Genomic DNA, 24,209 nt, shown 5'->3' with positions numbered 1-24,209 from the left:
CTGAGAGCCTGATCAGGCTTGGCGCGCCCGGCTGGGATCGAACCAGCAACCCCTGCCTTCGGAGGGCAGTACTCTATCCATTGAGCTACGGGCGCGTGTGACAGTGAAGCGACCCCATATACAGGCCGCCCACGATTGGCAAGACGGCAAGGATACCCGGTTTCCCATGACGCGTCCACCTTGCCTGCCGAATCGCCGCCGGGCCGTGCTGCGTGCGGGTAAACACGCGCCATCGCGCCGCTCGCCGTGATGTAAACGTTCCGTCTATAATCGTCCGTGCTTCATTGGACTGCCATTTTGCCGTTGCACCGCGCTCACAATTCCTATTCATGGAGACGAGGCAAGCATGAGCGAAGCACCCCACGAATCTCCCGTCAAAACCCCCGGGCAGTTGATTGCCGTCATCATCGCGTCGTTCGCGATTCCGATCATCCTGATCGTCCTGTTCGCCAATTATGCGAACCATGCGTTCCGTTCCGGCGCCGGCACGGACGCGCTATCCGACGAGCAGGTCGCCGCACGGATCGCCCCGATCGCGAAGGTCGACGTGAAGGACGCCAACGCGCCCCGCACGTACAAGACCGGCGAGGAAGTCTACAAGGCCGTCTGCGTGACCTGCCACGGCACCGGCGCCGCCGGCGCGCCGAAGTTCGGCAACAAGGACGACTGGGCGCCGCGCATCTCGCAAGGCTTCGACACGCTGCTGAAGACGGCCCTCGCGGGCAAGGGCGCGATGCCGGCGCGCGGCGGCACGAGCCCCGACGACGTCAGCGACTATGAAATCGCCCGCGCGATCGTCTACATGGCGAACAACGACGGCGCGAACTTCCCCGAACCGGCTGCGCCGGCCGCCAACGCGGCGCAGCCCGCGAGCGGCGCGCCCGCGTCGGGCGCCGATGCGTCGAACGCGCAGGCCGCGGCCGCCATGGCCGCGATCGCCGCGATCCCGAAGGCCGGCGAAAAGCCCGCGGCCGCCCCGGCCGGCGCCGATGCGGCAACGGCCGGCAAGGCGCTGTACGCGTCGACCTGCCAGGCCTGCCACGCGGCCGGCGTGCTCGGCGCGCCGAAGTTCGGCAGCAAGGAAGACTGGGCGCCGCGCCTGAAGGACTCGATGGATACGGTCTACAACTACGCGCTGCACGGCAAGGGCGCGATGCCGCCGAAGGGCGGGTCGAACGCGTCGGATGCCGACGTGAAGGCGGCCGTCGACTACATGGTCAACGCGGCGAAGTAACGACGTCGCCCGGCCATCCGTCAAAAACCCCCGCGACGCACGCGCATCGCGGGGGTTTCTTTTTTGGGTTGCCGGTTCGCCGCGCCATCGTGTGCGCGGCGCCGCGTCACTTCTGCAGCAATGCCTTCAGGCTCGCGAGCCGGTCCTTCGGCGACATCGGCGCCTCTTCCGGCGTCGGCGGCGGCGCTTCGTCGAGCCCCATCTCCGGGATGAAGCGCGACGGTTCGCACACGACCGTCTCGCGCGCCCGCTTGCGCTTCTTGCACCAGTTCAGGTGCAGGCTGCGCTGCGCACGGGTGATCGCGACGTACATCAGCCGGCGCTCCTCCTCGATCCGCTCGTTGTCGATCGGGCCGTCGTCCTCGCTGCCGCCGCGGTGCGGCATGATGCCTTCCTCGACGCCGACCAGGAACACGTGCGGATACTCGAGCCCCTTCGACGCATGGACGGTCGACAGCCGCACGGCGTCCGGGTCCTCGTCCTTGCCCTCGAGCATCGACATCAGCGCGACGGTCTGGATCAGGCCGAGCAGGTTCTTGCCCGTGTCGGCGAGCCCGTCCGCGTTGTGGAAACCGTCGGCCTCGCCGTCGACGGCCCCCGTCTCGGGCTTCGTGCCCTTGCGCTTCAGCCATTCGAGGAATTCGAGCACGTTCTGCCACTTCGACTGCGCCTGCCGCTCGTCGAACGCGTCGTACAGGTACGCCTCGTAGTGGATCGCCTCCATCATGTCGTCGAGCACGACGGTCGCGGGCTCCTTGTCCGCGCGCTCGGTCAGGCGCTGGATGAAGTCGCAGAACATCCGCAGCGGTTCGACCTGGCGCGCCGACAGCCGCGCCTCGATCCCGCCCATGTACACGGCCTCGAACAGCGACACCTTCGCCTGCCCCGCGAACGAGCCGAGCGCTTCCAGCGTCGTGTTGCCGATGCCGCGGCGCGGCGTGGTGACCGCGCGGATGAACGCGGGATCGTCGTCGGCGTTCGCGATCAGCCGCAGGTACGCGCACAGATCCTTGATCTCGGCCTTGTCGAAGAACGACTGGCCGCCCGACAGCACGTACGGAATCCGCTCGCGCCGCAGCACCTGCTCGAAGATGCGCGCCTGGAAGTTGCCGCGGTACAGGATCGCGTAGTCGCGGAACTGCGCGCGCCGCTCGAACTTGTGCGCGGACAGCCGGAACACGACCGACTCGGCCTCGTGTTCCTCGTCGTTGCACGCCGTGACGGTGATCGAATCGCCCATCCCGTGCTCGGACCACAGCTTCTTCTCGAACAGCTTCGGGTTGTTCGCGATCACGTTGTTCGCGGCGGTCAGGATCCGCACCGTCGACCGGTAGTTCTGCTCGAGCTTGATCACGTGCAGCTTCGGAAAATCCTTGCCGAGCTGCGCGAGGTTCTCGAGCGTCGCGCCGCGCCAGCCGTAGATCGCCTGGTCGTCGTCGCCGACCGCCGTGAATGCGGCGCGCGGGCCCGCGAGCTGCTTCAGCAGCTCGTACTGGCACGCGTTGGTGTCCTGGTATTCGTCGATCAGCAGGTAGCGCAGCTTGTTCTGCCAGCGGTCGCGCACCTGCTCGTTCTTCGCGAACAGCTCGGCCGGCAGGCGGATCAGGTCGTCGAAGTCGACCGCCTGGTACGCGTGCAGCGTCGCCACGTAGTTGCGGTAGACCAGCGCGGCCTGGTGTTCGTCCTCGTTCGCCGCGATCGCCATCGCCTCGTCGGGCATGATCAGGCCGTTCTTCCACAGCGAAATGATGCTCTGGATCTTGCGGATCAGCCCCTTGTCGGTCGTGCCGAGCTGCTCCTGGATCATCCCGAAGCAGTCGTCCGAATCCATGATCGAGAACTGCGGCTTCAGGCCGACGTGCTCGGCTTCCTGGCGCAGGATCTGCACACCCAGCGAGTGGAACGTGCAGACGGTGAGCTGGTTGACGGGCACCTTGCGGCCTTCCTTGCCCGGCGTGGTCAGCGTCTTGCCTTCCAGCAGCTTCGATACACGCTCGCGCATTTCGGCGGCCGCCTTGTTCGTGAACGTGACGGCGGCGATGTGGCGCGGCTCGAAACCTTTCGCTTCGATCAGGTGCGCGATCTTCTGCGTGATCACGCGAGTCTTGCCGCTGCCCGCGCCGGCGAGCACGAGACACGGACCGTCGAGGTAGCGCACCGCTTCGTTCTGAGCGGGATTGAGGCCTGCTGACATGATGGCGGATGGTGTTGCGGGTTGACGGCGGAACGCCGGGAGGATGCCGTGCGCGGCAGGCTGGCGAAGCAGGCGGACACGCAGGCAGGACGCGCATGTTAACACGTCGGCGGCGGGTATTTCGGGCGCGCCGCCGGACGGGGCGCGCAGGCTTGCCGGGCGGGCGCCCGCCGTCCGTTCGGCGTTGTCGTGGCCGTCCGTTCGGCCAATCGGGCCCGGTCCGCGCCGTGATCGGACACAATACGCACTCCGCTGGCGCCACCCGCGCCGGCCCGCTTCAATGCGTTTCAACCACCGCCGGATCGACCTCATGGGATACCCGTTCGCCACCGCCGCCCTCGGCCCGCTGCTGTTCGCGCAAGGGCGCTACGTGCGCCGCGTCACGCCGCGGCTGCCCGAAGCGGCCGGGCCGCGCGACGGCTCAGTCGGCGACGGCCCGCCGCTGCGCGTGCTGGTGGTCGGCGATTCGGCCGCCGCGGGGGTCGGCGTCGCGACGCAGCACGACGCGCTCGCCGGGCAACTGGCGAGCGCGCTGGCGGCCACGCACCGAGTGCGCTGGAAACTGCTCGCGCGCACCGGCCTGACCACGCGCGAGCTCGTCGACTGGCTCGCCGCCGAGCCGACCGAGCCGTTCGACGTGGCCGTGACGTCGCTCGGCGTCAACGACGTGACGGGCGGCGTGCCGCCCGCACGCTGGCTCGCGCAGCAGACCGAGCTGGTGCGGCTGCTCGCCGCGCGTTTCCGGGTCCGGCACGCGATCCTGTCGGCGGTGCCGCCGATGGAGCGCTTCCCGGCGCTGCCGCAGCCGCTCGCGTGGTATCTGGGGCAGCGCGCGAAACGGCTCAACACGGCGCTCGCCGACTGGGCGGGCGCGCAGCCGCACTGCACGTTCCTGCGGGTCGACTTGCCGCTCGAACGGCACCTGATGGCCGCCGACGGCTTCCACCCCGGCGCAGCCGCGTGCGCGGTGTGGGCCGCGCAGGTTGCGGTTGCGGTGCGGCAGCGGATGGACGGATGATGCGGCACATGCCGAGGCCGGCTGGCCGCCCCGGCTCACCGGGCGGTGCGCCGGGTGCCGGGTGCCGGGTGCCGGGCGCCAAGAGCCAAGAGCCGGGTGCCGCGAGTTCGACAGTCGCACCGCGCGCCCCCGCTCCTGCGCAAAATGCCGGCATTCCTTGCGCAAGCGTCGCATCGCTCCGTGCATTTCGCCCGACGCGTCTGTGCAAGCGGCAGCGCCATGCCAAAATAGCCGGTCGTCTTCGCGCCGCTCCGGCGCGCCATCCTTTAGTTTCCTTCGCAGCCAGGAATTGCCATGTCGTCATTGCTCAGGATTGGTTTGATGGGTTTCGGTTTCGCCGGCGCGACGTTCCACGCGCCCGTGATCGCCACGAGCGGCCGCACTGAAGTCGCCGCGATCGCGACGGGCCAGGGGGAGCGCGCGCAGGCCGCGTATCCGGGCGCGCGCATCGTCCCCGACCTCGACACGCTGCTCGGCCTCGACGATATCGAATGCGTGGTGATCGCCACGCCGAACGACACCCATTTCGCGCTCGCGCGCCAGGTGCTCGAAGCCGGCCGCCACGTAGTGGTCGACAAGCCCGTCACGCTCACCGCCGACGAGGCGCTCGCGCTCGCGCGGCTCGCGAACGCGCGCAGCCGGCTGTTCGCGCCGTTCCACAACCGCCGCTGGGACGGCGATTTCCTCACCGTGCGCCGCATCGTCGAATCGGGCGAGCTCGGCCGCCTCACGTACTTCGCGTCGCACTTCGACCGCTTCCGGCCGACGCCGCGCACGCGCTGGCGCGAGGAGCCGGCCCGCGGCGGCGGCCTGCTGCTCGACCTCGGCCCGCACCTGATCGACCAGGCGCTCGCGCTGTTCGGCACGCCGGAAACGGTGAGCGCCACCGTCAAGACGCGCCGCGACCACGGTACGGCGCCCGATTTCGTGCACCTGCTGCTCGGCTATCCGGACAAGGACGTCGCGCTGCATGCGAGCGCGCTGTCGGCGATCGAACCCGCGCGCTTCACGCTGCACGGCACGCGCGGCAGCTACCAGAAGTTCGGGCTCGACACGCAGGAAGACCAGCTCAAGGCCGGCCTCACCGCGGACGACGTCGAATTCGGCGGCGGCAACCCGCCCGGCCTGCTGCGCGTGCTCGACGGCGACGTCGAGGTCGAGCGGCCGGTGCCGACGCTCGACGGCCAGTACGCGGAGTTCTACCGCGCGCTCGCCGCGTCGATCCGCGACGGCGCGCCGTTCCCCGTCACCGCGCAGGACGCGGTCGACGTGATGACGATCATCGAGCTCGCCGCGCAGAGCGAACACGACGGCCGCCGGGTGCCGTTCGTGCGCCGCCCGGTCTGACGCCGCCGGCCGGGTCGGTGCCGACCCGGCCGCCCTCCCGCGCCACACGCCCGCGGCAGCGCTGCCTCTTCCTCCCTGCGCCGCCCCGCCCGCTCGGCGCCGAACATTCCGTTACAAATGGTGCGGGAACGAAAGTCAGCGGTCGTTCGGTCTGACGCGTTTCTCAAAAAGTCGATCCGACACCCATCCGTCAGGAGAATGTGATGCAACGGTTGATTCGCGCAGCGGCATGCTGCGTCCTGGTTTCCTCGCTCGCGGCGTGTATCGTGCAGCCGCAGCGGCCGGCCCGGCAGGCGCCCCCGCCGCGACCGAATCCGCAGGTCGTGGCGAACGACCGCATGCAGGAGGTCCAGGGACGGATCGACAACCTGCATCGCCGGATCGACGCGCGCGTGAACGGCGGCTACTACCCGCCGCCCTATGGCGCGCAGCTGCACCATCGCCTCGACGTGATCCGCCAGGAAGCGAACGACATGTCGGCCCAGCACAACGGCGGCCTGTCCGGCGACGAGCAGCGCGTGCTGAACCAGGAACTCGACACGGCCGCGCGCGCGATCGGCGAGTAACGCGCCGGCACCTGCCGGCGCGGATGAAGCGGCGGCGCCGGCCGCCGCTTGTCGCGAAGCGACATTCTTTTGCTCAAATTGACAATGCCCACCTGCTCGCGTACAGTCGCCCGCACGCGTCGGGAGAGCGTGTGACCGGGTTGTTCCGACACCGGTTGCGCCGCCGAAGGGGCACACCCGCAAACTCTCAGGCAAAAGGACCGACCGCGTCGGGAAACCGCATCCGCGCACCGCGCGAGCAATACGTTTCCCGCACTCTGGAGAGCGGCAGTAGCCCGCAGCGCATTGGCTGCGCGGGCAGGCTGCCCACCGAAGGGGCGCGCGTTCGCCGGGCTTGGCCCGCAGCGCAATCTCTCAGGTATCGAGGACAGAGGGGCATGTACCGGATCGCGTGAGGCCATCGGCCGCGGCGGTCGGCACATGGCCGTTCTGATCCGCGCGCAAGCGCCTTGCCTGAGGCCTCGATGACTGCACTGAATCACACCCCGCTCAACGCCGCGCACCGCGCGCTCAATGCCCGCATGGTCGACTTCGGCGGCTGGGACATGCCCGTCAACTACGGCTCGCAGATCGAAGAACACGCTGCCGTGCGCACCGACGCCGGCATGTTCGACGTGTCGCACATGTGCGTCGTCGATTTCACCGGCAGCCGCGTGCGCGCGTTCTTCGAGCATGCGATCGCGAACAACGTCGGCAAGCTCAAGACGCCCGGCAAGGCACTCTACTCGTGCCTGCTCAACCCGCAGGGCGGCGTCATCGACGATCTGATCGTCTACTACTTCACCGAAGAATTCTTCCGCGTGGTCGTCAACGCCGGCACCGCCGAGAAAGACATCGCGTGGTTCAACCAGCTGAACGAGCAAGGCGGCTACGGCCTGACGATCGCGCCGCGCCGCGATTTCGCGATTGTCGCCGTCCAGGGTCCGAACGCCCGCGAAAAGGTCTGGGCGACGGTGCCTTCCGCCCGCGCCGCCACCAGCGAGCTCAAGCCGTTCAATGCCGCGCAGGTCGCCGGCACGCCGTTCGGCGATCTCACCATCGCCCGCACCGGCTATACCGGCGAAGACGGCTTCGAAGTGATCGTCCCGGCCGCGCACGTCGAAGTGCTGTGGAATGCGCTGCAGCAACACGGCGTGCGTCCGTGCGGGCTCGGCGCGCGCGACACGCTGCGCCTCGAGGCCGGCATGAACCTGTACGGCCAGGACATGGACGACACCGTCTCTCCGCTCGACGCGGGCCTCGCATGGACCGTCGACCTCGCCGCGCCGCGCGACTTCGTCGGCCGCGCCGCACTCGAAGCCAACGGCACGCGCGCCGCGTTCGTCGGCCTGATCCTGCAGAAGGAAAACGGCAAGGCGGGCGGCGTGCTGCGCGCGCACCAGAAGGTCGTCACGCCGCACGGCGAAGGCGAGATCACGAGCGGCACGTTCTCGCCGTCGATGCAGGAATCGATCGCGTTCGCGCGGGTGCCGGCGGCCGTCCAGATCGGCGACACCGTCCAGGTGCAAATTCGAGACAAGAATCTTCCCGCGCGCGTGGTAAAACTGCCGTTCGTGCGCAACGGCAAGGTCCTCGCTGCGTAACGACCGAGAAGCGGCCGCGGGGCCGCCTCCCGGCAAGCCGGGAGATGGCGCCCGGCGCAACCCTATCCGGCGTGCCATGGCGGCGCGCCAGCAGAACGAACACACCCTTTTATCCAGGAGCATCCGATGAGCAACGTCCCGGCCGAGCTGAAATACACCGACGAACACGAGTGGATCCGCACCGAGGCGGACGGCACGCTGACGGTCGGCATCACCGATCACGCGCAGAGCACGCTCGGCGACATCGTCTTCCTCGAGCTGCCCGAAGTCGGCAAGTCGGTGAACGCGGGCGACGCCGTCGGCGTCGTCGAATCGGTGAAGGCGGCCTCCGACATCTACTCGCCGGTGTCCGGCGAGATCGTCGCCATCAACGAAGCAGCCACCGATGCGCCGGAAGAAGTGAACGGCGATGCGTACGGCGTGTGGCTCTTCAAGATCAAGCTCGCGGCCGGCGCGTCGACCGACAAGCTGATCGACGCCGACGCCTACAGCAAGCTGATCGACTAATTCCCCTACCCGAACCGCGCGGCGCCGGCCTCGGCGCGCGCGGGACCAGAGTCACGCCATGAAGCTCGAACACCCGGACCGCCTGATGAACCGCACGCCCCTCTCGCTCGCCGCGCTCGAAACGCACGACGCGTTCGCCGAACGCCACATCGGCCCCGACGCCGCCAGCCAGCAGGCCATGCTCGACACGCTCGGCTTCGCGTCGCGCGCCGCCCTGATCGACGCCGTGATCCCGGCCTCGATCCGCCGCGCCGAAACGCTGCCGCTCGGCCCGTTCGCGCAGCCGAAGAGCGAGGCCGAAGCCCTCGCCGCGCTGCGTGCGCTCGCGGACAAGAACCAGGTGTTCCGCTCCTATATCGGCCAGGGTTATCACGACACGCACACGCCGGCCGTGATCCTGCGCAACGTGCTCGAAAACCCGGCGTGGTACACGGCCTACACGCCGTACCAGCCCGAAATTTCCCAGGGTCGCCTCGAGGCGCTCCTGAACTTCCAGCAGATGGTGGCCGACCTCACCGGCCTCGCGATCTCGAACGCGTCGCTGCTGGATGAAGCGACGGCCGCGGCCGAAGCGATGACGCTGCTGCAGCGTACCGGCAAGCCGAAGTCGAACGTGTTCTACGTGGCCGACGACGTGCTGCCGCAAACGCTCGAAGTGATCCGCACGCGCGCGCTGCCGATCGGCATCGAAGTCAAGACGGGCCCGGCGGCCGACGCCGCGCAGGCGAACGCGTTCGGCGTGCTGCTGCAATACCCGGGCGTGAACGGCGACGTGCGCGACTACCGCGCGCTCACCGAAGCGATCCACGCGGCCGGCGGCCACGTGGTCGTCGCGGCCGACCTGCTCGCGCTCACCGTGCTGACGCCGCCCGGCGAATGGGGCGCGGACGTCGCGGTCGGCAACACGCAGCGCTTCGGCGTGCCGATGGGCTTCGGCGGCCCGCACGCCGCTTACATGGCCGTGCGCGACGAATTCAAGCGCCAGATGCCGGGCCGCCTCGTCGGCGTGACGGTCGACGCGCAGGGCAAGCCCGCGCTGCGCCTCGCGCTGCAGACGCGCGAACAGCACATCCGCCGCGAAAAGGCGACGTCGAACGTGTGTACCGCACAGGCGCTGCTCGCGATCATGGCCAGCATGTACGCGGTCTACCACGGCCCGCACGGCCTGAAGACGATTGCGCTGCGCGTGAACCGCATCGCGGCGCTGTTCGCCGCCGGCGTGAAACAGCTCGGCTTCGCGACCGTCAACGACACGTTCTTCGACACGCTGACGATCGACACCGGCGCGCGCACCGCGCAGGTCCACGAATTCGCGAAGGCGAAGCGCATCAACCTGCGCCGCGTGAGCGCCACGCAAGTCGGCGTATCGGTCGACGAAACGACGACGCGCGACGACCTCGCCGACCTGCTCGACGTGTTCGCGCAGGCCGCGGGCGGCACCGCGCCGGCCGTCGATGCGCTGGACGCGGGCCTCGCCGGCGTCGCCGCGCTGCCGGCCGGCCTCGAGCGCACGAGCGCGTACCTGACGCACCACGTGTTCAACCGCCACCATTCCGAAACCGAAATGCTGCGCTACCTGCGCAGCCTGTCGGACAAGGATCTCGCGCTCGACCGCTCGATGATCCCGCTCGGCTCGTGCACGATGAAGCTGAACGCGACGTCGGAAATGCTGCCCGTCACGTGGCCCGAGTTCGGCCGGATCCACCCGTTCGCCCCGGCCGAGCAGACCGTCGGCTACCGCGAGATGATCGACCAGCTCGAGCAGATGCTCGTCGCGGCCACCGGCTACGCGGCCGTGTCGCTGCAGCCGAACGCGGGCTCGCAGGGCGAGTACGCGGGTCTCTTGATCATCCACGCGTACCACGCATCGCGCGGCGAAGGCCATCGCGACGTGTGCCTGATCCCGGCATCCGCGCACGGCACGAACCCGGCGTCCGCGCACATGGCCGGCATGAAGGTCGTGGTCGTCGCCTGCGACGCGCAGGGCAACGTCGACATCGCCGACCTGAAGGCGAAGGCCGAGCAGCACTCGAAGGACCTCGCGGCGATCATGATCACGTACCCGTCGACGCACGGCGTGTTCGAGCAGAACGTCCGCGAGATCTGCGAGATCGTCCATGCGCACGGCGGCCAGGTGTACGTCGACGGCGCGAACATGAACGCGATGGTCGGCCTGACCGCGCCGGGCCAGTTCGGCGGCGACGTGTCGCACCTGAACCTGCACAAGACCTTCTGCATCCCGCACGGCGGCGGCGGCCCGGGCGTCGGCCCGGTCGCGGTCGGCGCGCACCTTGCGAAGTTCCTGCCGAACCAGCGCTCGACCGGCTACGCACGCACGGAAGACGGCATCGGCGCGGTGTCGGCCGCGCCGTACGGCTCGGCGTCGATCCTGCCGATCTCGTGGATGTACATCGCGATGATGGGCGCGAAGAACCTGACCGCCGCGACGGAAACCGCGATCCTCAACGCGAACTACATCGCGAAGCGCCTCGCGCCGCATTACCCGGTGCTGTATTCGGGCCCGGGCGGGCTCGTCGCGCACGAGTGCATTCTCGACCTGCGTCCGATCAAGGAAACGAGCGGCATCAGCGTCGACGACGTCGCGAAGCGCCTGATGGACTATGGCTTCCACGCGCCGACGATGAGCTTCCCGGTGCCGGGCACGCTGATGGTCGAGCCGACCGAATCGGAATCGCAGGAAGAGCTCGACCGCTTCATCGCCGCGATGATCGCGATCCGCGAGGAAATCCGCGCGGTCGAGGAAGGCCGCGCCGATCGCGAGGACAACCCGCTGCGTCACGCACCGCACACGGCGGCCGTCGTCACCGCGAACGAATGGCCGCACGCGTACTCGCGCGAGCAGGCCGCGTACCCGGTCGCATCGCTCGGCACGAACAAGTACTGGCCGCCGGTCGGCCGTGCGGACAACGCGTACGGCGACCGCAACCTGTTCTGCTCGTGCGTGCCGATGTCGGACTACGCATAACGCGCGCCAGGCCCGGAGCCGACCAATGGTGACCGCACCGCACGCAACCCGGGGTTGCGTGCGGTTTTTGCGTTCGCCGGGCCGACCGGTTCACGTTCATCCGCCAATCCGGCTAACATCACACGCGATCCAGCCAATGAAGGAGTTCCGCATGGTGCGTCCGATGTTTCCGGGCCATGGTGCAACCGAGCGGCGGCCGCGCATCCGCGCAGGCCGCTACGTGCCGATGCTCGTCGCGTCGCTGTCGCTGGCCGCCGCCGGCCTCGGCGCCGCCGGCAGTGCGCGCGCGGCGATGAATTTCTGCGCGGCGCCGGCGCTGCAGACGAGCGAGACGACGCAGGCCGAGCCGGGCGTGCAGGCGCTGATCCGCAGCGTCGACGCACGCATCGGCGAGCAGCCGAAAGCGATGGCGCGCGTGCACACCGAGGGCACGCTGCCGCACGAAGGCATCTACGACCAGAGCGCGGCCGCGCTCAAGGACATGGACCTGATGCGCGACGCGGCGCTCGCGTGGCGCGTGACGAACGCGCCGCGCTACCTGCAACTCGTCGACCGCTTCCTGTCCGCGTGGGTCTCGACCTACCAGCCGAGCTTCAACCCGATCGACGAGACGCGCTTCGAGAGCCTGATCATTGCGTACGACATGACCGCGAGCGCGTTGCCGGTGAAAACGCGCAACGCGACGGCCGCGTTCATCGCGAAGCTCGGCGCCGGCTATGTCGCGCAGGTCGACGCGCAGAAGCGCCCGCTCACCGGCACCTGGCGCAACAACTGGCAGAGCCACCGGATCAAGCTGATCGCGCTGTCCGCATTCACGCTCGGCGACCGCAAGATGATGAACGCCGCGCAGCGGCTGTTCGTCGAGCATCTCGCCGACAACATCGGCCCCGACGGCAAGACCTGGGATTTCGAGGAACGCGACGCGCTGCATTACGCGGTCTACGATCTGCAGCCGCTGGTAACGGCCGCGCTCGCCGCGCGCCGTTTCAACCGCAACTGGCTGCGCGAGCGCGGCGCGAATGGCGCGACGCTCGCGGCCGCGCTCGACTGGCTCGTGCCGTATGCGCTCGGCGAGAAGACGCACGAGGAATTCGTGAATTCACCGGTGCCGTTCGACGCGAAGCGCCGCGAGGCCGGCTTGCCGGGTTACACGGGGCAGTGGGACCCGAAAAACGCCACCGAACTCTTTCATCTGGCCGCGCGGCTCGACGGGCGCTATGCCCGCGTCGCGCAGCAGCTTTCCCCAACGCCGCCCGCATGGCTCGCCGCGTGCCTGCCATTGCAGGCGCGCTAGCATCATTCTTATCGCAAGGCAGGTATCGAAATGGCAGTCAGCGTGTTTGACCTCTTCAAGATCGGCATCGGTCCGTCCAGTTCGCACACGGTCGGACCGATGCGCGCGGCGCTGATGTTCGTCCAGGGCCTCGAGCGCGACGGGCTGCTCGACGCGACGGCCCACGTGAAGGTCGAGCTGTACGGCTCGCTCGGCGCCACCGGCAAGGGCCACGGCACCGACCGCGGCGTGATGCTCGGCCTGCTCGGCGACGCGCCCGACACGGTCGATCCCGACACGATCGACGCGCGACTCGAAGACGTCCGCAAGACGAAGCAACTCGCGCTGCTCGGCACGCATCCGGTGCCGTTCGTGCTGAAGGACAACATCGCATTCTACCGCCAGGCGCTGCCCGAACATCCGAACGGGATGAAGCTGCGCGCGAGCGACGCGAACGGCGCGGTGCTGGTCGAGCGCACTTATCTGTCGGTCGGCGGCGGCTTCGTCGTGACGGCGGGCGCACCGAACACCAAGGTGCTGAGCGCGGCCGAGCAGATGACGCACCCGTTCCGCACCGGCGCGGAGCTGCTCGCGCTGACCGCGTCGACCGGCAAGTCGATCGCGCAACTGATGTGGGAAAACGAGCGCGCGTGGCACACCGAGGAAGAAACGCGCGACGGGCTGCTGAAGATCTGGGCCGTGATGCAGTCGTGCGTGTCGCGCGGCTGCGGGATCGGCAACCCGGACGCCGACGGCAACCTGCCCGGCCCGTTCCAGGTCAAGCGCCGCGCGCCGCAGCTGTACCGCACGCTGACGGGCAGCCCTGAGCGCGCGCTGCAGGACCCGCTGTCGATGATCGACTGGATCAACCTGTACGCGATCGCGGTCAACGAGGAAAACGCGGCCGGCGGCCGCGTCGTCACCGCGCCGACCAACGGCGCGGCCGGCATCATCCCGGCGGTGCTGCACTACTACACGCGCTTCACGCCCGGCGCGAACGAACAGGGCGTGATCGATTTCCTGCTGACGGCCGCCGCGATCGGCATCCTGTACAAGCTCAACGCGTCGATCTCCGGCGCGGAAGTCGGTTGCCAGGGCGAAGTGGGCGTCGCGTGCTCGATGGCCGCCGGCGCACTCGCGGCCGTGCTCGGCGGCACGCCGCAGCAGGTCGAGAACGCGGCCGAGATCGGGATGGAGCACAACCTCGGCCTGACCTGCGACCCGGTGGGCGGGATGGTGCAGATCCCGTGCATCGAACGCAACGCGATGGCGTCGGTGAAGGCCGTCAACGCGGCGCGCATGGCGCTGCGCGGTGACGGCTCGCACTACGTGTCGCTCGACTCCGTGATCAAGACGATGCGCGAGACGGGCGCCGACATGAAGACCAAGTACAAGGAAACGTCGCGCGGCGGGCTGGCGGTGAATATCGTCGAGTGCTGATGCTGGATCAGGCGGTCATGCGAGACGAATGAACGCTTGCATGACCGCCGGGTCCCGGCGTGCACACATCAATCGTTCAACCAGTTCTCGAGTCGCAATCCCGGGTAACTCGCGAGATCCCGCTCGTTGTTGGTCACCAGAACGGCGAATATCGCGCATTACGGCCATTGCCGTCGCGCATGCAGTACGCGGAGAATCTCCACGATGCCATCGGCCGGCCGGATTCGGTACACGAGCACATAGTTCGGCGCGATCACCAGCTCGCGTGTGCCGGCCACCCGCCCTTGCCGATACAACTCGGCGTGGGCCGGTAGCGCCACCGCCCTTTCTTCCAGCCGTTCGTCGAGTTCGACCGCAGCCAGCGGGTCGTCCTCGGCGATGTAGTCCATGATCGCGGCGCGATCCTCCAGCGCCTTCGGGTTCCAGTGCAGCGCCAGGGTCAAGAAACATCCCCACGCCTGCCCGCGAGCCGATCACGCAGTGCCGCACGGCGCGACGCGAAGTCGGCGCTGACTTCGGCGTCCGGAATCGACGCACGCGGGTCGTCCAGCGCCTGCTGCACCTGCTCCCGAAACCAGCGATCGTGGGCCGCCGCCTCGTGTGCCGCCTTCAACGCCACCGCCCGATCGGGCCGCGTCGCCCGGCCGGCCGCATCCGGATCGAAGGCCGACGCATCCACATCGAACCGGCTGATACCGATGTCACGCAGAAAGCCGACCAGCGTTTCAAATCGGCGAAACACCCGCACGTCGCCGCGCTTGGCCGACAGGAAACGCTCGTGCGCGCCGCAGCGGGCCGAGAGCGCCCAGCCGTTGCCGCAACCGACCACGCGGGCCGCACGCACCGCGCCGGCTTCGACCAGCTCCGTCAGCGTCTTTTGATCGATCGTTTCGGTCGTCATGGCAGTTCTTGCCCCCATTTTTTACTCACCCGTTGAAATTTTACTATTGAATGGCCTCCCGATTTATTGTTATTTGGTCGACCCGCTTTCACGCTGGAAGCAGCGTCCGGCTCAGTGTCCGTAGCCCTGACTTTCCGCCGTCGCGCCCACGCGCACAAGCTGGCCGATCAGCCAGCCGAAGCCGGGACCCGCACCGGACCACCCGACGTTCCGACACTTTTCAGCGCTCGGCCATCCGGCGTAAGCTGTACGTCCCGCTACCCAGGGAGACGGCAGCCCATGTCGCATTCCAAGGATCTCGAGCCGCGCACCACCACCGGTGCGCGACTGCTCGTCGATGCGTTGCTCGCCAATCACGTCGAACGCGTGTTCTGCGTGCCTGGCGAAAGTTTCCTCGCCGTGCTCGATGCGCTCGCGGACGACACCGCCCGCATCCAGACGGTCGTCTGCCGCCACGAGGCGGCCGCCGCGAACATGGCCGAAGCGGTCGGCAAGCTGACCGGCCGCCCGGGCATCGCGTTCGTCACGCGCGGGCCCGGCGCGACCCATGCGTCGATCGGCGTGCACACCGCGTTCCAGGATTCGACGCCGATGATCCTGTTCGTCGGCCAGTGCGCACGCGAACACCTCGACCGCGAAGCCTTCCAGGAAATCGACTACCGCCGGATGTTCGGCCAGATGGCGAAATGGGTCGCGCAGATCGACGACCCGCGCCGCATCCCCGAATACCTGAGCCATGCGTTCCACGTCGCGACGTCCGGCCGGCCCGGCCCGGTCGTGCTCGCGTTGCCGGAGGACGTGCTGTCCGACGCGTGCGCGCCGCAGCCCGTCGTGCCGGCCGCGAAACGCATCGCGGCGGCGCCGTCGGCCGCGCAGCTCGACGAGCTGCGCGAGCGGCTCGCGCGCGCGGAACGACCGTTCGCGATCGTCGGCGGCAGCGGCTGGACGCCGGACGCGTGCGCGAACCTGCGCACCTTCGTCGAACGCTGGCAATTGCCGGTCGCGTGCGCGTTCCGCTTCCAGGACACGATCGACAACGCGCACCCGAACTACGCGGGCGACGTCGGGCTCGGGATCAACCCCGCGCTCGCGAAACGCATCCGCGACGCCGACCTGCTGCTCGTGATCGGGCCGCGCCTCGGCGAAGCGACGACCGGCGGCTACACGCTGCTCGACATCCCGAAAACGCGCCAGACGCTGATCCACGTGCATCAGGGCGCGGACGAACTCGGCCGCGTGTACGCCGCCGACCTGCCGATCGTGTCGGGCATGCCCGAGATCGCCGCGCCGCTGGCCGCGCTCGAACCGCCGGAGCGGCCCGCGTGGGCCGGCGCGGCCGCCGACGCGCACCGCGCATACCGCGAATGGCATGCGCCGCTGCCGATGCCCGGCGACGTGCAGCTCGGCGACGTGATGGTGCAGTTGCGCGAGCGCCTGCCGCACGACGCGATCCTGACCAACGGCGCGGGCAACTATGCGATCTGGCTGCATCGCCACTTCGCGTACCGGCACTACCGTTCGCAGCTCGCGCCGACGAGCGGCGCGATGGGCTACGGGCTGCCGGCCGCGCTCGCCGCGAAGTCGCTGTATCCGCAGCGCGCCGTCGTCGCGCTCGCGGGCGACGGCTGCTTCATGATGGCCGGCAACGAGCTCGCGACCGCGATGCAATACGGGCTGAACATCGTCGCGATCGTCGTCAACAACGGTCATTTCGGCACGATCCGCATGCATCAGGAGCGTAACTACCCGGGCCGCGTGCACGGCACGGGGCTCACGAATCCGGATTTCGCCGCGTATGCGCGTGCGTTCGGCGCGCATGGCGAGACGGTCGAGCGCACCGCCGATTTCGCGCCCGCGCTCGAACGCGCGTTGACCTGCGGGCTGCCCGCGGTGATCGAGATCCGCATCCCGCAGGACGCCAGCACACCCGCCGCGACGCTCGAGCAGATCCGCGAGCAGGGCCGCCGCGCGCGCGGCGCATGACGTCGGGCGCCATGCACGCCACCCCGCCCGTCGCCGCGCTGTCGCACGACGACGCGCTGACCTGCCCCGGCACGCTGCTCGCGCCCGACGGCACGCTCGTCGCACCGTACGACCTCGAGCAGGGCGACGCGCGCGCCGCAGGCCATGTAGCGGCCGCGCCCGCGCTCGGCCTGCGGCACGCCGCGTCCCGACCGTTCCGGCTCGACTACGGCGCGGCGCGGCACGTGCACGTGATCAACGGAATGGGCGTCACGCTCGGCGATTCGGTGATCGGGATGACGGCCCTCGCCGCGTTGCGGGATGCCCATCCGGGCCTGCGCTTCACGCTGTACCGGCCGGCGCGCGCGCCGCGCTATGTCGATGCGCTGTACGCGCTCGCGGCCGACGTCGTCGCGCCGTCGCGCGCGCTGCCGTACCCCGCCGAAGCGCTGGCCACGGAGCCGCACTGCATCGACGTCGGCAATCACCTGTACTGGCCCGCGTTCGCGCGGCTGCCGATGATCGACTTTTTCCTCGACGCGCTCGGCGTCGATCCGGCCGCCGTGCCGTCCGCCGCGAAGCGCAACCGCTGGCTCGCGCGGCTGCCGTTGCCCGCACTGCCGGCCGAATGGCAGCGGCCGTACGTGCTGTTCTGCCCGAGTGCGAGCACCGCGGTGCGCAGCGTGCCGCCCGCGCTGCGCGTCGCGTTCGTGGATCGGCTCGCGCAGCGTTACGGATTGCCGGTAGTCGGCTTCGGTCCGCTCGCGCATCCGGCTTACGTGGATGTGAGCAGCGACGCGGCCGACACCGCGCGCTTCATCGCCTGGATCAAGGGCGCGAGCCTGCTGTTCGCGCCGGACACGGCGGCCCTGCATCTCGCCGACGGTTTCGACGTGCCGACGCTCGCATGCTTCACGACGATCGGCCCGGCGCTGCGCGTGCGCGACTATCCGCATTGCGTGCCCGTCACGCTCGACGTGCCGGCCGCATTGCACGGGCTGCATCGCAGCGAGCGGCCGGACGATCTGGCGGCGGTCGAAGCCGCTTACCGCGCAATCGACTGGGACGCGCTCGCGTGGCCCGCACCGCGCGACGTGACTGCACAGGCCATCTGAGCGAAGCCTGCGCAGCGGCGGGCGGAACGATCAAGCCAGTAGCGGCACGCCCACCGCGTCAGCACCACTGCCGCCCGCCTTCCCGCCAAGCCCCTCACGCGCGATCGCGCAGCGTCTCCGACGGCCGCTTGCCGAACAGGCGCCGGTAATCGGTCGCGAACTGGCTGAGATGCCAGAAACCCCACGCCTCCGCGACGTCCTGCACCGACCCCGCCGCGCGCCCGCACAGGTCGCGCCGCGCGCCGTTCAGCCGCAGCGTGCGCAGGTAGGTCGCGGGCGCCATGCCGAGCACGTCCTGGAAACAGTACTGCAGCGTGCGCCGGCTCACGTGCAGCTGCTCGCACAGCTCGGGCACGCCGACCGGGCGCGTGCGGTGCGCGAGCACGTAGTCGCGCGCCTGGTCGACGAGCCAGCGGCGCGTCGACGGCGCGCCGCCGCTGCCGTCGTCGGCCGGCTGCGCGCAGGCATCGAACAGCGCGGCCAGCACTTCGGCCTGCAGGTCGTCGCGCTGCGCATCGGGCAGCGGGCCGGCCATCGCCACCGCGCCGTCGAGCCGGCGGCCGAGCAGCGCGCACAGCCGCGCGAGCCGCGCATCGCCGACCTGCATCACGCGCTGCGTGAACAACCGCTCGTCGAGCGCGCGGCGCTCGACGTCCTCGGCATAGCGGCGCAGCACGTCGCCGCGCACGACGACGCCGTAGATCGAGAACTGCGCGGGCGTCACCAGTTCGAATTCGACGTTGCCGGGCCGGAATGCGAGCGCGCCGGGGCCGATGCGGCACGCATCGACGCGCGCCGAGCCGTCGCACACGAGCGGAATGCCGAACCAGTACGCATCGCCGCGCACTTCGCACGCCTGGCACAGCAGATGGCTGGTCGATTCGCGAAACAGCTTCATCGTGTCGAGCGGCAGCTCGGTCAGCGTGCCGACGAAGCGGCCGGCGGCGAGCTGGTCGTAGGTCTGCCGCCAGCCGATCAGGTTGCGCGCCTGCTCGTCCGCATCGTGCGCGACGCTGACGACGGCCTGCCCGGCGAACGCATCGTCGCCCTGCGCGCTGCGCCGCGTGTCTTCGGCGGTCGGTTCTTCCGTACTCACCACGTGTTGATCCATCGTGTCCTCCCTCACCTGCGCGGAACCCTGCGTGCCACGCAAGTCCCGTGCCGAACCGCACGGCCCGGCGAGCAACCCGCCATTCCATGCTGTCCGGCCGCCGCGCGCCATGCGGGCGCACCCGAAGGCGGCATGCCGCGCACGCCGCCGGTGCGATCCGCGCGGCGACCGCGCATGCGCGCCGCCGCCCGCGCCCGGATGCCGGCTACCGGGCCGGCTTCAGCCGCACGACCCGCGTGCCGCAATTGCCGTATGCGTGCGCGATCGCCAGCTCGACGATCGCGCTGCCCGCCGCCCACGGCGCCGCGTCCGCTTCCGGCAGATCGGCGCGCAGCGTGGCGCGACCGTTGATCCGGTAGCGCAGACCGCGCACGAAATCGACGAACAGCAATCCGACGCCCCTGCCGTCGCAGGCGGCCGCGTCGATCCGGCCGCCGTCGCCGCCATGCGCGGCGGGCAACGCGAACCGCAGCGTCTTCGTGTCGATCACGCGTACCACCGGCAGCAGATCGCCGTTCGCGTCGCGTCGGCTCTGCACGATGTCGCAGGTCATCGACGCACCCGCGCCGGATGCCATGCCGACGAACATGAACGGCTGCGATTCGACGAACTGCCGCACGCCGAGGCTCAGCCGCGTCGTCACGGCGTCGCTCATCCGCTCGGCTTCGTCGGCGACGCCGAAGCGGTGTTGCGCGTCGAGTTCGCCCGGATGAAATACCGGGTGACGGGGAAAGGATCGGGGCGGTTCTGCCATGCTGGGGGTCGTCGTATGCATCGGCGCGCCGTACCGCCGCGCATGCGCGGCGGTCGGCAGCGTGGCCGGCGCCGGCCGCCAACAACGCAGCCCGCGCCGACTGTCGAACAGGGAAATCGAACCGGGCGACGTACGGGGCCCAACCGGCCCCGACACGTCGCGCCGGCTTTGCCGATCAGAAGAACCCGAGCGCCTCGGCCTGGTAGCTGACCAGCAGGCACTTCGTCTGCTGATAGTTCGACAGCGCCATCTTGTGCGTCTCGCGGCCGATCCCCGACTGCTTGTAGCCGCCGAACGCCGCATGCGCGGGGTACAGGTGGTAGCAGTTGGTCCACACGCGGCCGGCCTCGACCTCGCGGCCCATCCGGTACGCACGCGTGCCGTTGCGCGTCCACACGCCGGCGCCGAGCCCGTAGAACGTGTCGTTCGCGAGTTCGATCGCTTCCTGCTCGTCCTTGAACGTCATCACCGACGCGACCGGCCCGAAGATCTCCTCCTGGAACACGCGCATCTTGTTGTTGCCGAGCAGCATCGTCGGCTTCACGTAGTAGCCCGTGCCGAGGTCGGCGGCCGGCGCCGCGCGCTCGCCGCCCGTCAGGCATTGCGCGCCTTCGCCGCGGCCGATGTCGATGTATGACAGGATCTTGTCGAGCTGCTGCTGCGACGCCTGCGCGCCGATCATCGTCTGCAGGTCGAGCGGGTGGCCGGACTTGATGCGCTCGACGCGCGCGACGGCCTTCTCGATGAAGCGTTCGTAGATCGATTCCTGGATCAGGATCCGCGACGGGCACGTGCACACCTCGCCCTGGTTCAGCGCGAACATCGCGAGCCCTTCGAGCGCCTTGTCGAGGAACGCGTCGTCCTGGTCGAGCACGTCGGCGAAGAAGATGTTCGGGCTCTTGCCGCCCAGCTCGACCGTCGACGGGATCAGGCTGTCGGCCGCCGCGCGCAGGATGTGCTTGCCGACCGGGGTCGAGCCCGTGAACGCGATCTTCGCGATCCGCTTGCTGGTCGCGAGCGCTTCGCCCGCTTCCTTGCCGAAGCCGTTCACGATGTTGATCGTGCCGGCCGGGAACAGGTCGCCGATCAGCTCCATCAGCACGAGCACCGACGCGGGCGTCTGCTCGGCCGGCTTCATCACCACGCAGCAGCCGGCCGCGAGCGCCGGCGCGAGCTTCCACGCGGCCATCAGCAGCGGGAAGTTCCACGGGATGATCTGGCCGACCACGCCGAGCGGCTCGTGGAAGTGATACGCGACGGTGTTGTCGTCGATTTCGGAGATGCCGCCTTCCTGCGCGCGGATGCAGCCCGCGAAGTAGCGGAAATGGTCGATCGCGAGCGGCAGGTCGGCCGCCATCGTCTCGCGCAGCGGCTTGCCGTTGTCGATCGTCTCGGCCACGGCCAGCAGCTTCAGGTTCTTTTCCATCCGGTCGGCGGCGGCGAGCAGCAGGTTCGCGCGCTCGGCGACGGACGTCTTGCCCCACTTGCGGCGCGCGGCATGCGCGGCGTCGAGCGCCAGCTCGATGTCGTCGGCGCCGGAGCGCGGGATGCGGCAAAACGGCTGGCCGTTGATCGGCGACACGTTCTCGAAATACTCGCCCTTCACGGGCGCCACCCACTTGCCGCCGATGTAGTTGTCGTATTGCTGACGGTACGGGTATTCGACGTCGAGGCCCAGTTGCTTCAGGTCAAACGGGTTCATACATGTCTCCTGTTCATCGTGCTTGTGTGAGTACAGCGCCGGTTGGAATGCGCTGGTCCCGTTTACGCAACATGCGTGCCAAACGGACCGGGGGCACGTCGATCGCGGCCGGCCCGTGTTCGCACCGTGCGGTGTTCACGCACGCAACACGGCGGGTGTACCGATTCTGAACACCGCGATTGCGCAGCGACGGGATCGCTGTTCGGAATTTCCACAGTGCGCGCAGGGGCGCTGCCCGTGGAGGCGCGCCGCCGCGCGTGGCATGTCGCTTGCGTGCGGATCACCGATCCCCACGCCACGGCGCACGCGCCGACCGACACCATGAACGATCGCGGCCCCCTGACCGACGACGCCATCGCATTCATCCGCGAGCAGGCTTTCCTGATCGTCGCGACCGCCGACGCGGCCGGTAACGCCGACTGTTCGTACCGTGGCCGCCAGCCGCGCGCCGACGGCTCGTTCACGCCGCTCGTCGATATCCCGGATCGCCGCACGCTGGTGCTGCCCGATTTCGCGGGCAACAATCTGCTCAACACGATCGGCAACCTGCTCGTGAATCCGGCCATCGCGCTGCTGTTCGTCGATTTCGTGCGCCAGACGACCTGGCTCGTGCAGGGCCGCGCGACGCTCGACGAGGATGCGCAAGCGCGCGCGCACCTGTGGCCGGACGCGTTGCGCTATCTGGTGATCGATGTGGAACGTGCGCAGGCGCGCGCGGATGCGGCGCTGCCGCCGCTCGTGCTGGCGTGATGCGCGACGGGTGACGCGCTGGCCAGCCGACCATGCGGGCACGGCGCCTGCATCGACCGAAATGCCGATGTGCCGATGTGCCGAAGTACCGACGCGTCGACGCGTCGCGATGCAACACTCACCGCCCGTGCGTCTCCGCGCAGGCCGGCTCGATCCGGCTGCGCGCCGACGCATCGGCGGGCGCGCGGCCGTCCGCATCGTCGCCCGTTTCATCGGCGGCCGGCCGCCGGCCGAGAAACCCGAACACCACCACCGCGCACAGCACGGTGACGACGGCCAGCCCCATCAGCAGCCGGTCGAACGCGTGCGTGTAGCTCGCGATCAACGCTGCCCGACCGACGCCCGGCAACGCGGCCGCCGCGCCCGCGAGATCGCCGGTCGCGAGCCGCGCGGCGGCCCGCAGCGTCGCATCCGGCGCATCGGCAGCACCGGCCGCCCCTGCCGCGTGCGCGAGCCCCGCTTGCGCGAGCGCGGCCAGTACCGCGCCGACGATCGCCAGCGCGATCCCCTCGCCGGCCACGCGCGTCGTGCTGAAAATGCCCGTCGCCATCCCCGCGCGCTCCTTCGGCACGACGCTCACCGACAGCCCGTCCATCAGCCCCCACGGCATGCCGGCGCCGACACCGATCGCGAGCATCGGCGCGATCGCCGCCGGCCCCGCGCCGCCGCGCAACGCGATTCCGAGCCACACGAGCCCGGCTGCCGCGACCAGCAGCCCGAGCCCTGAAATCACGCCGGCCGACAGCCAGCGCGTGAGCGTCGCCGCGACGAGCGGCACGACCAGCATCGGCGCGGAAATCGCGAGCATCAGCCAGCCGGCGTCGATCTCGCTGAAACCGTCGATGCCGATGAAGCGCAGCGGCAGCACGACGAGCAGCACGATGTAGCAGCAGCAGGTCGACACCGGCAGCACCTGCACGCCGACGAAGCGCGCGATGCGAAACAGCGACAGGTCGAGCATCGGCCGCGCGACGCGCGTCTCGATCGTCACGAACGCGCACGCGCCGAGCGCCGCGCCGGCCAGCAGCGCGATCACGAGCGGGCTCGACCAGCCGCGCGCGGGCGCCTCGATCACGCCGAACGTGAACAGCGTCAGCGCGGTCGTGAACGCCGCCGTGCCGGGCCAGTCGAGCCCGGTCGCGTGCGGATCGCGCGACTCGTGCATGCGCGGCAGCCCGAACGCGAGCGACAGCACGCCGGCCACCGCGCTCGTCACGAAGATCGCGCGCCAGCCGTAATGCCCGATCAAACCGCCGGCGAGCACCGGCCCGAACGCGAGTCCGATCCCGAACGTCGTGCCGAGCAGGCTGAACGCACGCGTGCGCGCCGCGCCGTCGAATTCCTGCGCGAGCGCGGCCGTGCCGCCGGCCAGCGCCGCGGCCGCCGAAAGCCCTTGCGCGGCGCGCAGCAAGTCGACCGCGAGCATCGACGGCGAGAACGCGAGCGCGACCGACATCAGCGTGAAGCCGCCGACGCCGATCGCGAACAGGCGCTTGCGGCCGAACTGGTCGGCCAGCGCGCCCGACGCCATCAGGAAGCTGCCGAACGCGAGCATGAACGCGTTGGTGATCCAGTTCATCGCGACCGGGCTGCCGTGCAGGTCGCGGCCGATCGCCGGCGTCGCGACCGCGCCGCCCGAAAACGACAGCGGCAGCGCGACGGCGGCCATGCAGACGGCGGCCAGCACCCACGCGCGCCGACGCGCCGCCAGGGCCGAAACGGCTGAAACAGGGTGATCCATCATCGCTCCTCGAAAAGCCGGCGCG

19 protein-coding genes, 1 tRNA gene, 1 pseudogene and 2 riboswitches are annotated in these 24,209 nt (G+C 69.6%); of the genes and pseudogenes, 12 read left to right on the top strand and 9 right to left on the bottom strand.

Features of this window, described 5'->3' with window-relative positions; genetic code table 11:
- Positions 1-19: 19 nt before the first annotated feature.
- A tRNA-Arg gene (locus tag H0X95_RS10680) sits at positions 20-95 on the bottom strand.
- 251 nt (positions 96-346) lie between these two features.
- On the opposite strand from H0X95_RS10680, the gene H0X95_RS10675 reads away from it, so the two are divergent.
- Positions 347-1,234 carry a c-type cytochrome gene (locus H0X95_RS10675; RefSeq protein ID WP_006496275.1) on the top strand — a complete coding sequence of 296 codons (888 nt, stop codon included), beginning with the start codon at positions 347-349 and terminating at the stop codon, positions 1,232-1,234.
- 106 nt (positions 1,235-1,340) lie between these two features.
- Here H0X95_RS10675 and H0X95_RS10670 read toward each other — a convergent pair whose 3' ends face one another.
- Complete coding sequence (locus H0X95_RS10670) at positions 1,341-3,428, bottom strand: UvrD-helicase domain-containing protein (protein ID WP_059721113.1); 2,088 nt, start codon at positions 3,426-3,428, stop codon at positions 1,341-1,343.
- A gap of 310 nt (positions 3,429-3,738) precedes the next feature.
- Between H0X95_RS10670 and H0X95_RS10665 the strand changes: the two genes are divergently transcribed.
- The 8 genes from H0X95_RS10665 (at position 3,739) to H0X95_RS10630 (ending at position 14,148) form a co-directional block, all read left to right on the top strand.
- A complete protein-coding gene (locus tag H0X95_RS10665; RefSeq protein WP_059721114.1) occupies positions 3,739-4,446 on the top strand; it encodes an SGNH/GDSL hydrolase family protein in 708 nt (235 codons plus the stop codon).
- A 294-nt stretch (positions 4,447-4,740) separates the two neighbouring features.
- Positions 4,741-5,793, top strand: coding sequence for an oxidoreductase (locus tag H0X95_RS10660; RefSeq protein WP_006485682.1), 1,053 nt, complete (start codon positions 4,741-4,743; stop codon positions 5,791-5,793).
- Positions 5,794-5,996: 203 nt separating this feature from the next.
- Positions 5,997-6,359 carry a hypothetical protein gene (locus H0X95_RS10655; protein ID WP_006485676.1) on the top strand — a complete coding sequence of 121 codons (363 nt, stop codon included), beginning with the start codon at positions 5,997-5,999 and terminating at the stop codon, positions 6,357-6,359.
- Positions 6,360-6,469: 110 nt separating this feature from the next.
- A riboswitch (glycine riboswitch) is annotated at positions 6,470-6,572 on the top strand.
- A 34-nt stretch (positions 6,573-6,606) separates the two neighbouring features.
- Positions 6,607-6,740: riboswitch (glycine riboswitch) on the top strand.
- Positions 6,741-6,823: 83 nt separating this feature from the next.
- The gene (gcvT, locus tag H0X95_RS10650) at positions 6,824-7,942 is read left to right on the top strand and encodes a glycine cleavage system aminomethyltransferase GcvT (protein WP_059721115.1); all 1,119 of its coding nucleotides are present in this window, start codon (positions 6,824-6,826) and stop codon (positions 7,940-7,942) included.
- 126 nt (positions 7,943-8,068) lie between these two features.
- Positions 8,069-8,449, top strand: coding sequence for a glycine cleavage system protein GcvH (gcvH, locus tag H0X95_RS10645; protein ID WP_006485673.1), 381 nt, complete (start codon positions 8,069-8,071; stop codon positions 8,447-8,449).
- Positions 8,450-8,507: 58 nt separating this feature from the next.
- Positions 8,508-11,435, top strand: coding sequence for an aminomethyl-transferring glycine dehydrogenase (gcvP, locus tag H0X95_RS10640; protein ID WP_006485677.1), 2,928 nt, complete (start codon positions 8,508-8,510; stop codon positions 11,433-11,435).
- Positions 11,436-11,586: 151 nt separating this feature from the next.
- Positions 11,587-12,729, top strand: coding sequence for an alginate lyase family protein (locus H0X95_RS10635; RefSeq protein WP_006496280.1), 1,143 nt, complete (start codon positions 11,587-11,589; stop codon positions 12,727-12,729).
- A 30-nt stretch (positions 12,730-12,759) separates the two neighbouring features.
- Positions 12,760-14,148 (top strand): L-serine ammonia-lyase, encoded by a 1,389-nt coding sequence (locus H0X95_RS10630; protein WP_006485681.1) that lies wholly within the window; start codon positions 12,760-12,762, stop codon positions 14,146-14,148.
- 68 nt (positions 14,149-14,216) lie between these two features.
- On the opposite strand, the pseudogene H0X95_RS36275 reads toward H0X95_RS10630, so the two are convergent.
- The 3 genes and pseudogenes from H0X95_RS36275 to H0X95_RS10620 all read right to left on the bottom strand — a co-directional run.
- Positions 14,217-14,291: pseudogene (locus H0X95_RS36275) on the bottom strand (VapC toxin family PIN domain ribonuclease); the annotation flags it as partial.
- Positions 14,292-14,306: 15 nt separating this feature from the next.
- Positions 14,307-14,591, bottom strand: a complete 285-nt coding sequence (locus H0X95_RS10625; protein WP_006485672.1) for a type II toxin-antitoxin system RelE/ParE family toxin — start codon at positions 14,589-14,591, stop codon at positions 14,307-14,309.
- Positions 14,588-15,049, bottom strand: a complete 462-nt coding sequence (locus tag H0X95_RS10620; RefSeq protein ID WP_006485674.1) for an antitoxin PaaA2 family protein — start codon at positions 15,047-15,049, stop codon at positions 14,588-14,590. Before H0X95_RS10620 ends, H0X95_RS10625 begins: the two co-directional genes overlap by 4 nt.
- Before the next feature lie 279 nt (positions 15,050-15,328).
- Here H0X95_RS10620 and H0X95_RS10615 point away from each other — a divergent pair, with 279 nt between their 5' ends.
- Positions 15,329-17,032: a thiamine pyrophosphate-binding protein gene (locus H0X95_RS10615; RefSeq protein ID WP_059721116.1), complete on the top strand. Its 1,704-nt coding sequence runs from the start codon at positions 15,329-15,331 to the stop codon at positions 17,030-17,032.
- Complete coding sequence (locus H0X95_RS10610) at positions 17,029-18,126, top strand: glycosyltransferase family 9 protein (RefSeq protein WP_196446044.1); 1,098 nt, start codon at positions 17,029-17,031, stop codon at positions 18,124-18,126. Before H0X95_RS10615 ends, H0X95_RS10610 begins: the two co-directional genes overlap by 4 nt.
- A gap of 94 nt (positions 18,127-18,220) precedes the next feature.
- On the opposite strand, the gene H0X95_RS10605 is transcribed toward H0X95_RS10610, so the two are convergent.
- The 3 genes from H0X95_RS10605 to exaC all read right to left on the bottom strand — a co-directional run bounded on the left by H0X95_RS10605 (position 18,221) and on the right by exaC (position 21,693).
- Positions 18,221-19,237, bottom strand: a complete 1,017-nt coding sequence (locus H0X95_RS10605; RefSeq protein ID WP_196446043.1) for a helix-turn-helix domain-containing protein — start codon at positions 19,235-19,237, stop codon at positions 18,221-18,223.
- A gap of 205 nt (positions 19,238-19,442) precedes the next feature.
- Positions 19,443-19,991: a hypothetical protein gene (locus tag H0X95_RS10600; protein ID WP_006489872.1), complete on the bottom strand. Its 549-nt coding sequence runs from the start codon at positions 19,989-19,991 to the stop codon at positions 19,443-19,445.
- A 175-nt stretch (positions 19,992-20,166) separates the two neighbouring features.
- Positions 20,167-21,693: an acetaldehyde dehydrogenase ExaC gene (exaC, locus tag H0X95_RS10595; RefSeq protein WP_006489874.1), complete on the bottom strand. Its 1,527-nt coding sequence runs from the start codon at positions 21,691-21,693 to the stop codon at positions 20,167-20,169.
- A 321-nt stretch (positions 21,694-22,014) separates the two neighbouring features.
- Between exaC and H0X95_RS10590 the strand changes: the two genes are divergently transcribed.
- Positions 22,015-22,443 (top strand): pyridoxamine 5'-phosphate oxidase family protein, encoded by a 429-nt coding sequence (locus H0X95_RS10590; protein ID WP_059721151.1) that lies wholly within the window; start codon positions 22,015-22,017, stop codon positions 22,441-22,443.
- Between the two features lie 118 nt (positions 22,444-22,561).
- Here H0X95_RS10590 and H0X95_RS10585 read toward each other — a convergent pair whose 3' ends face one another.
- Positions 22,562-24,184, bottom strand: coding sequence for an MFS transporter (locus H0X95_RS10585; protein ID WP_196446042.1), 1,623 nt, complete (start codon positions 24,182-24,184; stop codon positions 22,562-22,564).
- Positions 24,185-24,209: the final 25 nt, after the last annotated feature.

The organism is Burkholderia sp. 9779_493 (assembly GCF_015712215.1).
Taxonomy (GTDB): domain Bacteria; phylum Pseudomonadota; class Gammaproteobacteria; order Burkholderiales; family Burkholderiaceae; genus Burkholderia; species Burkholderia cenocepacia.
The sequence above is the reverse complement of the archived record's forward strand: the minus strand, read 5'-3'. Positions and strand labels throughout refer to the sequence as shown.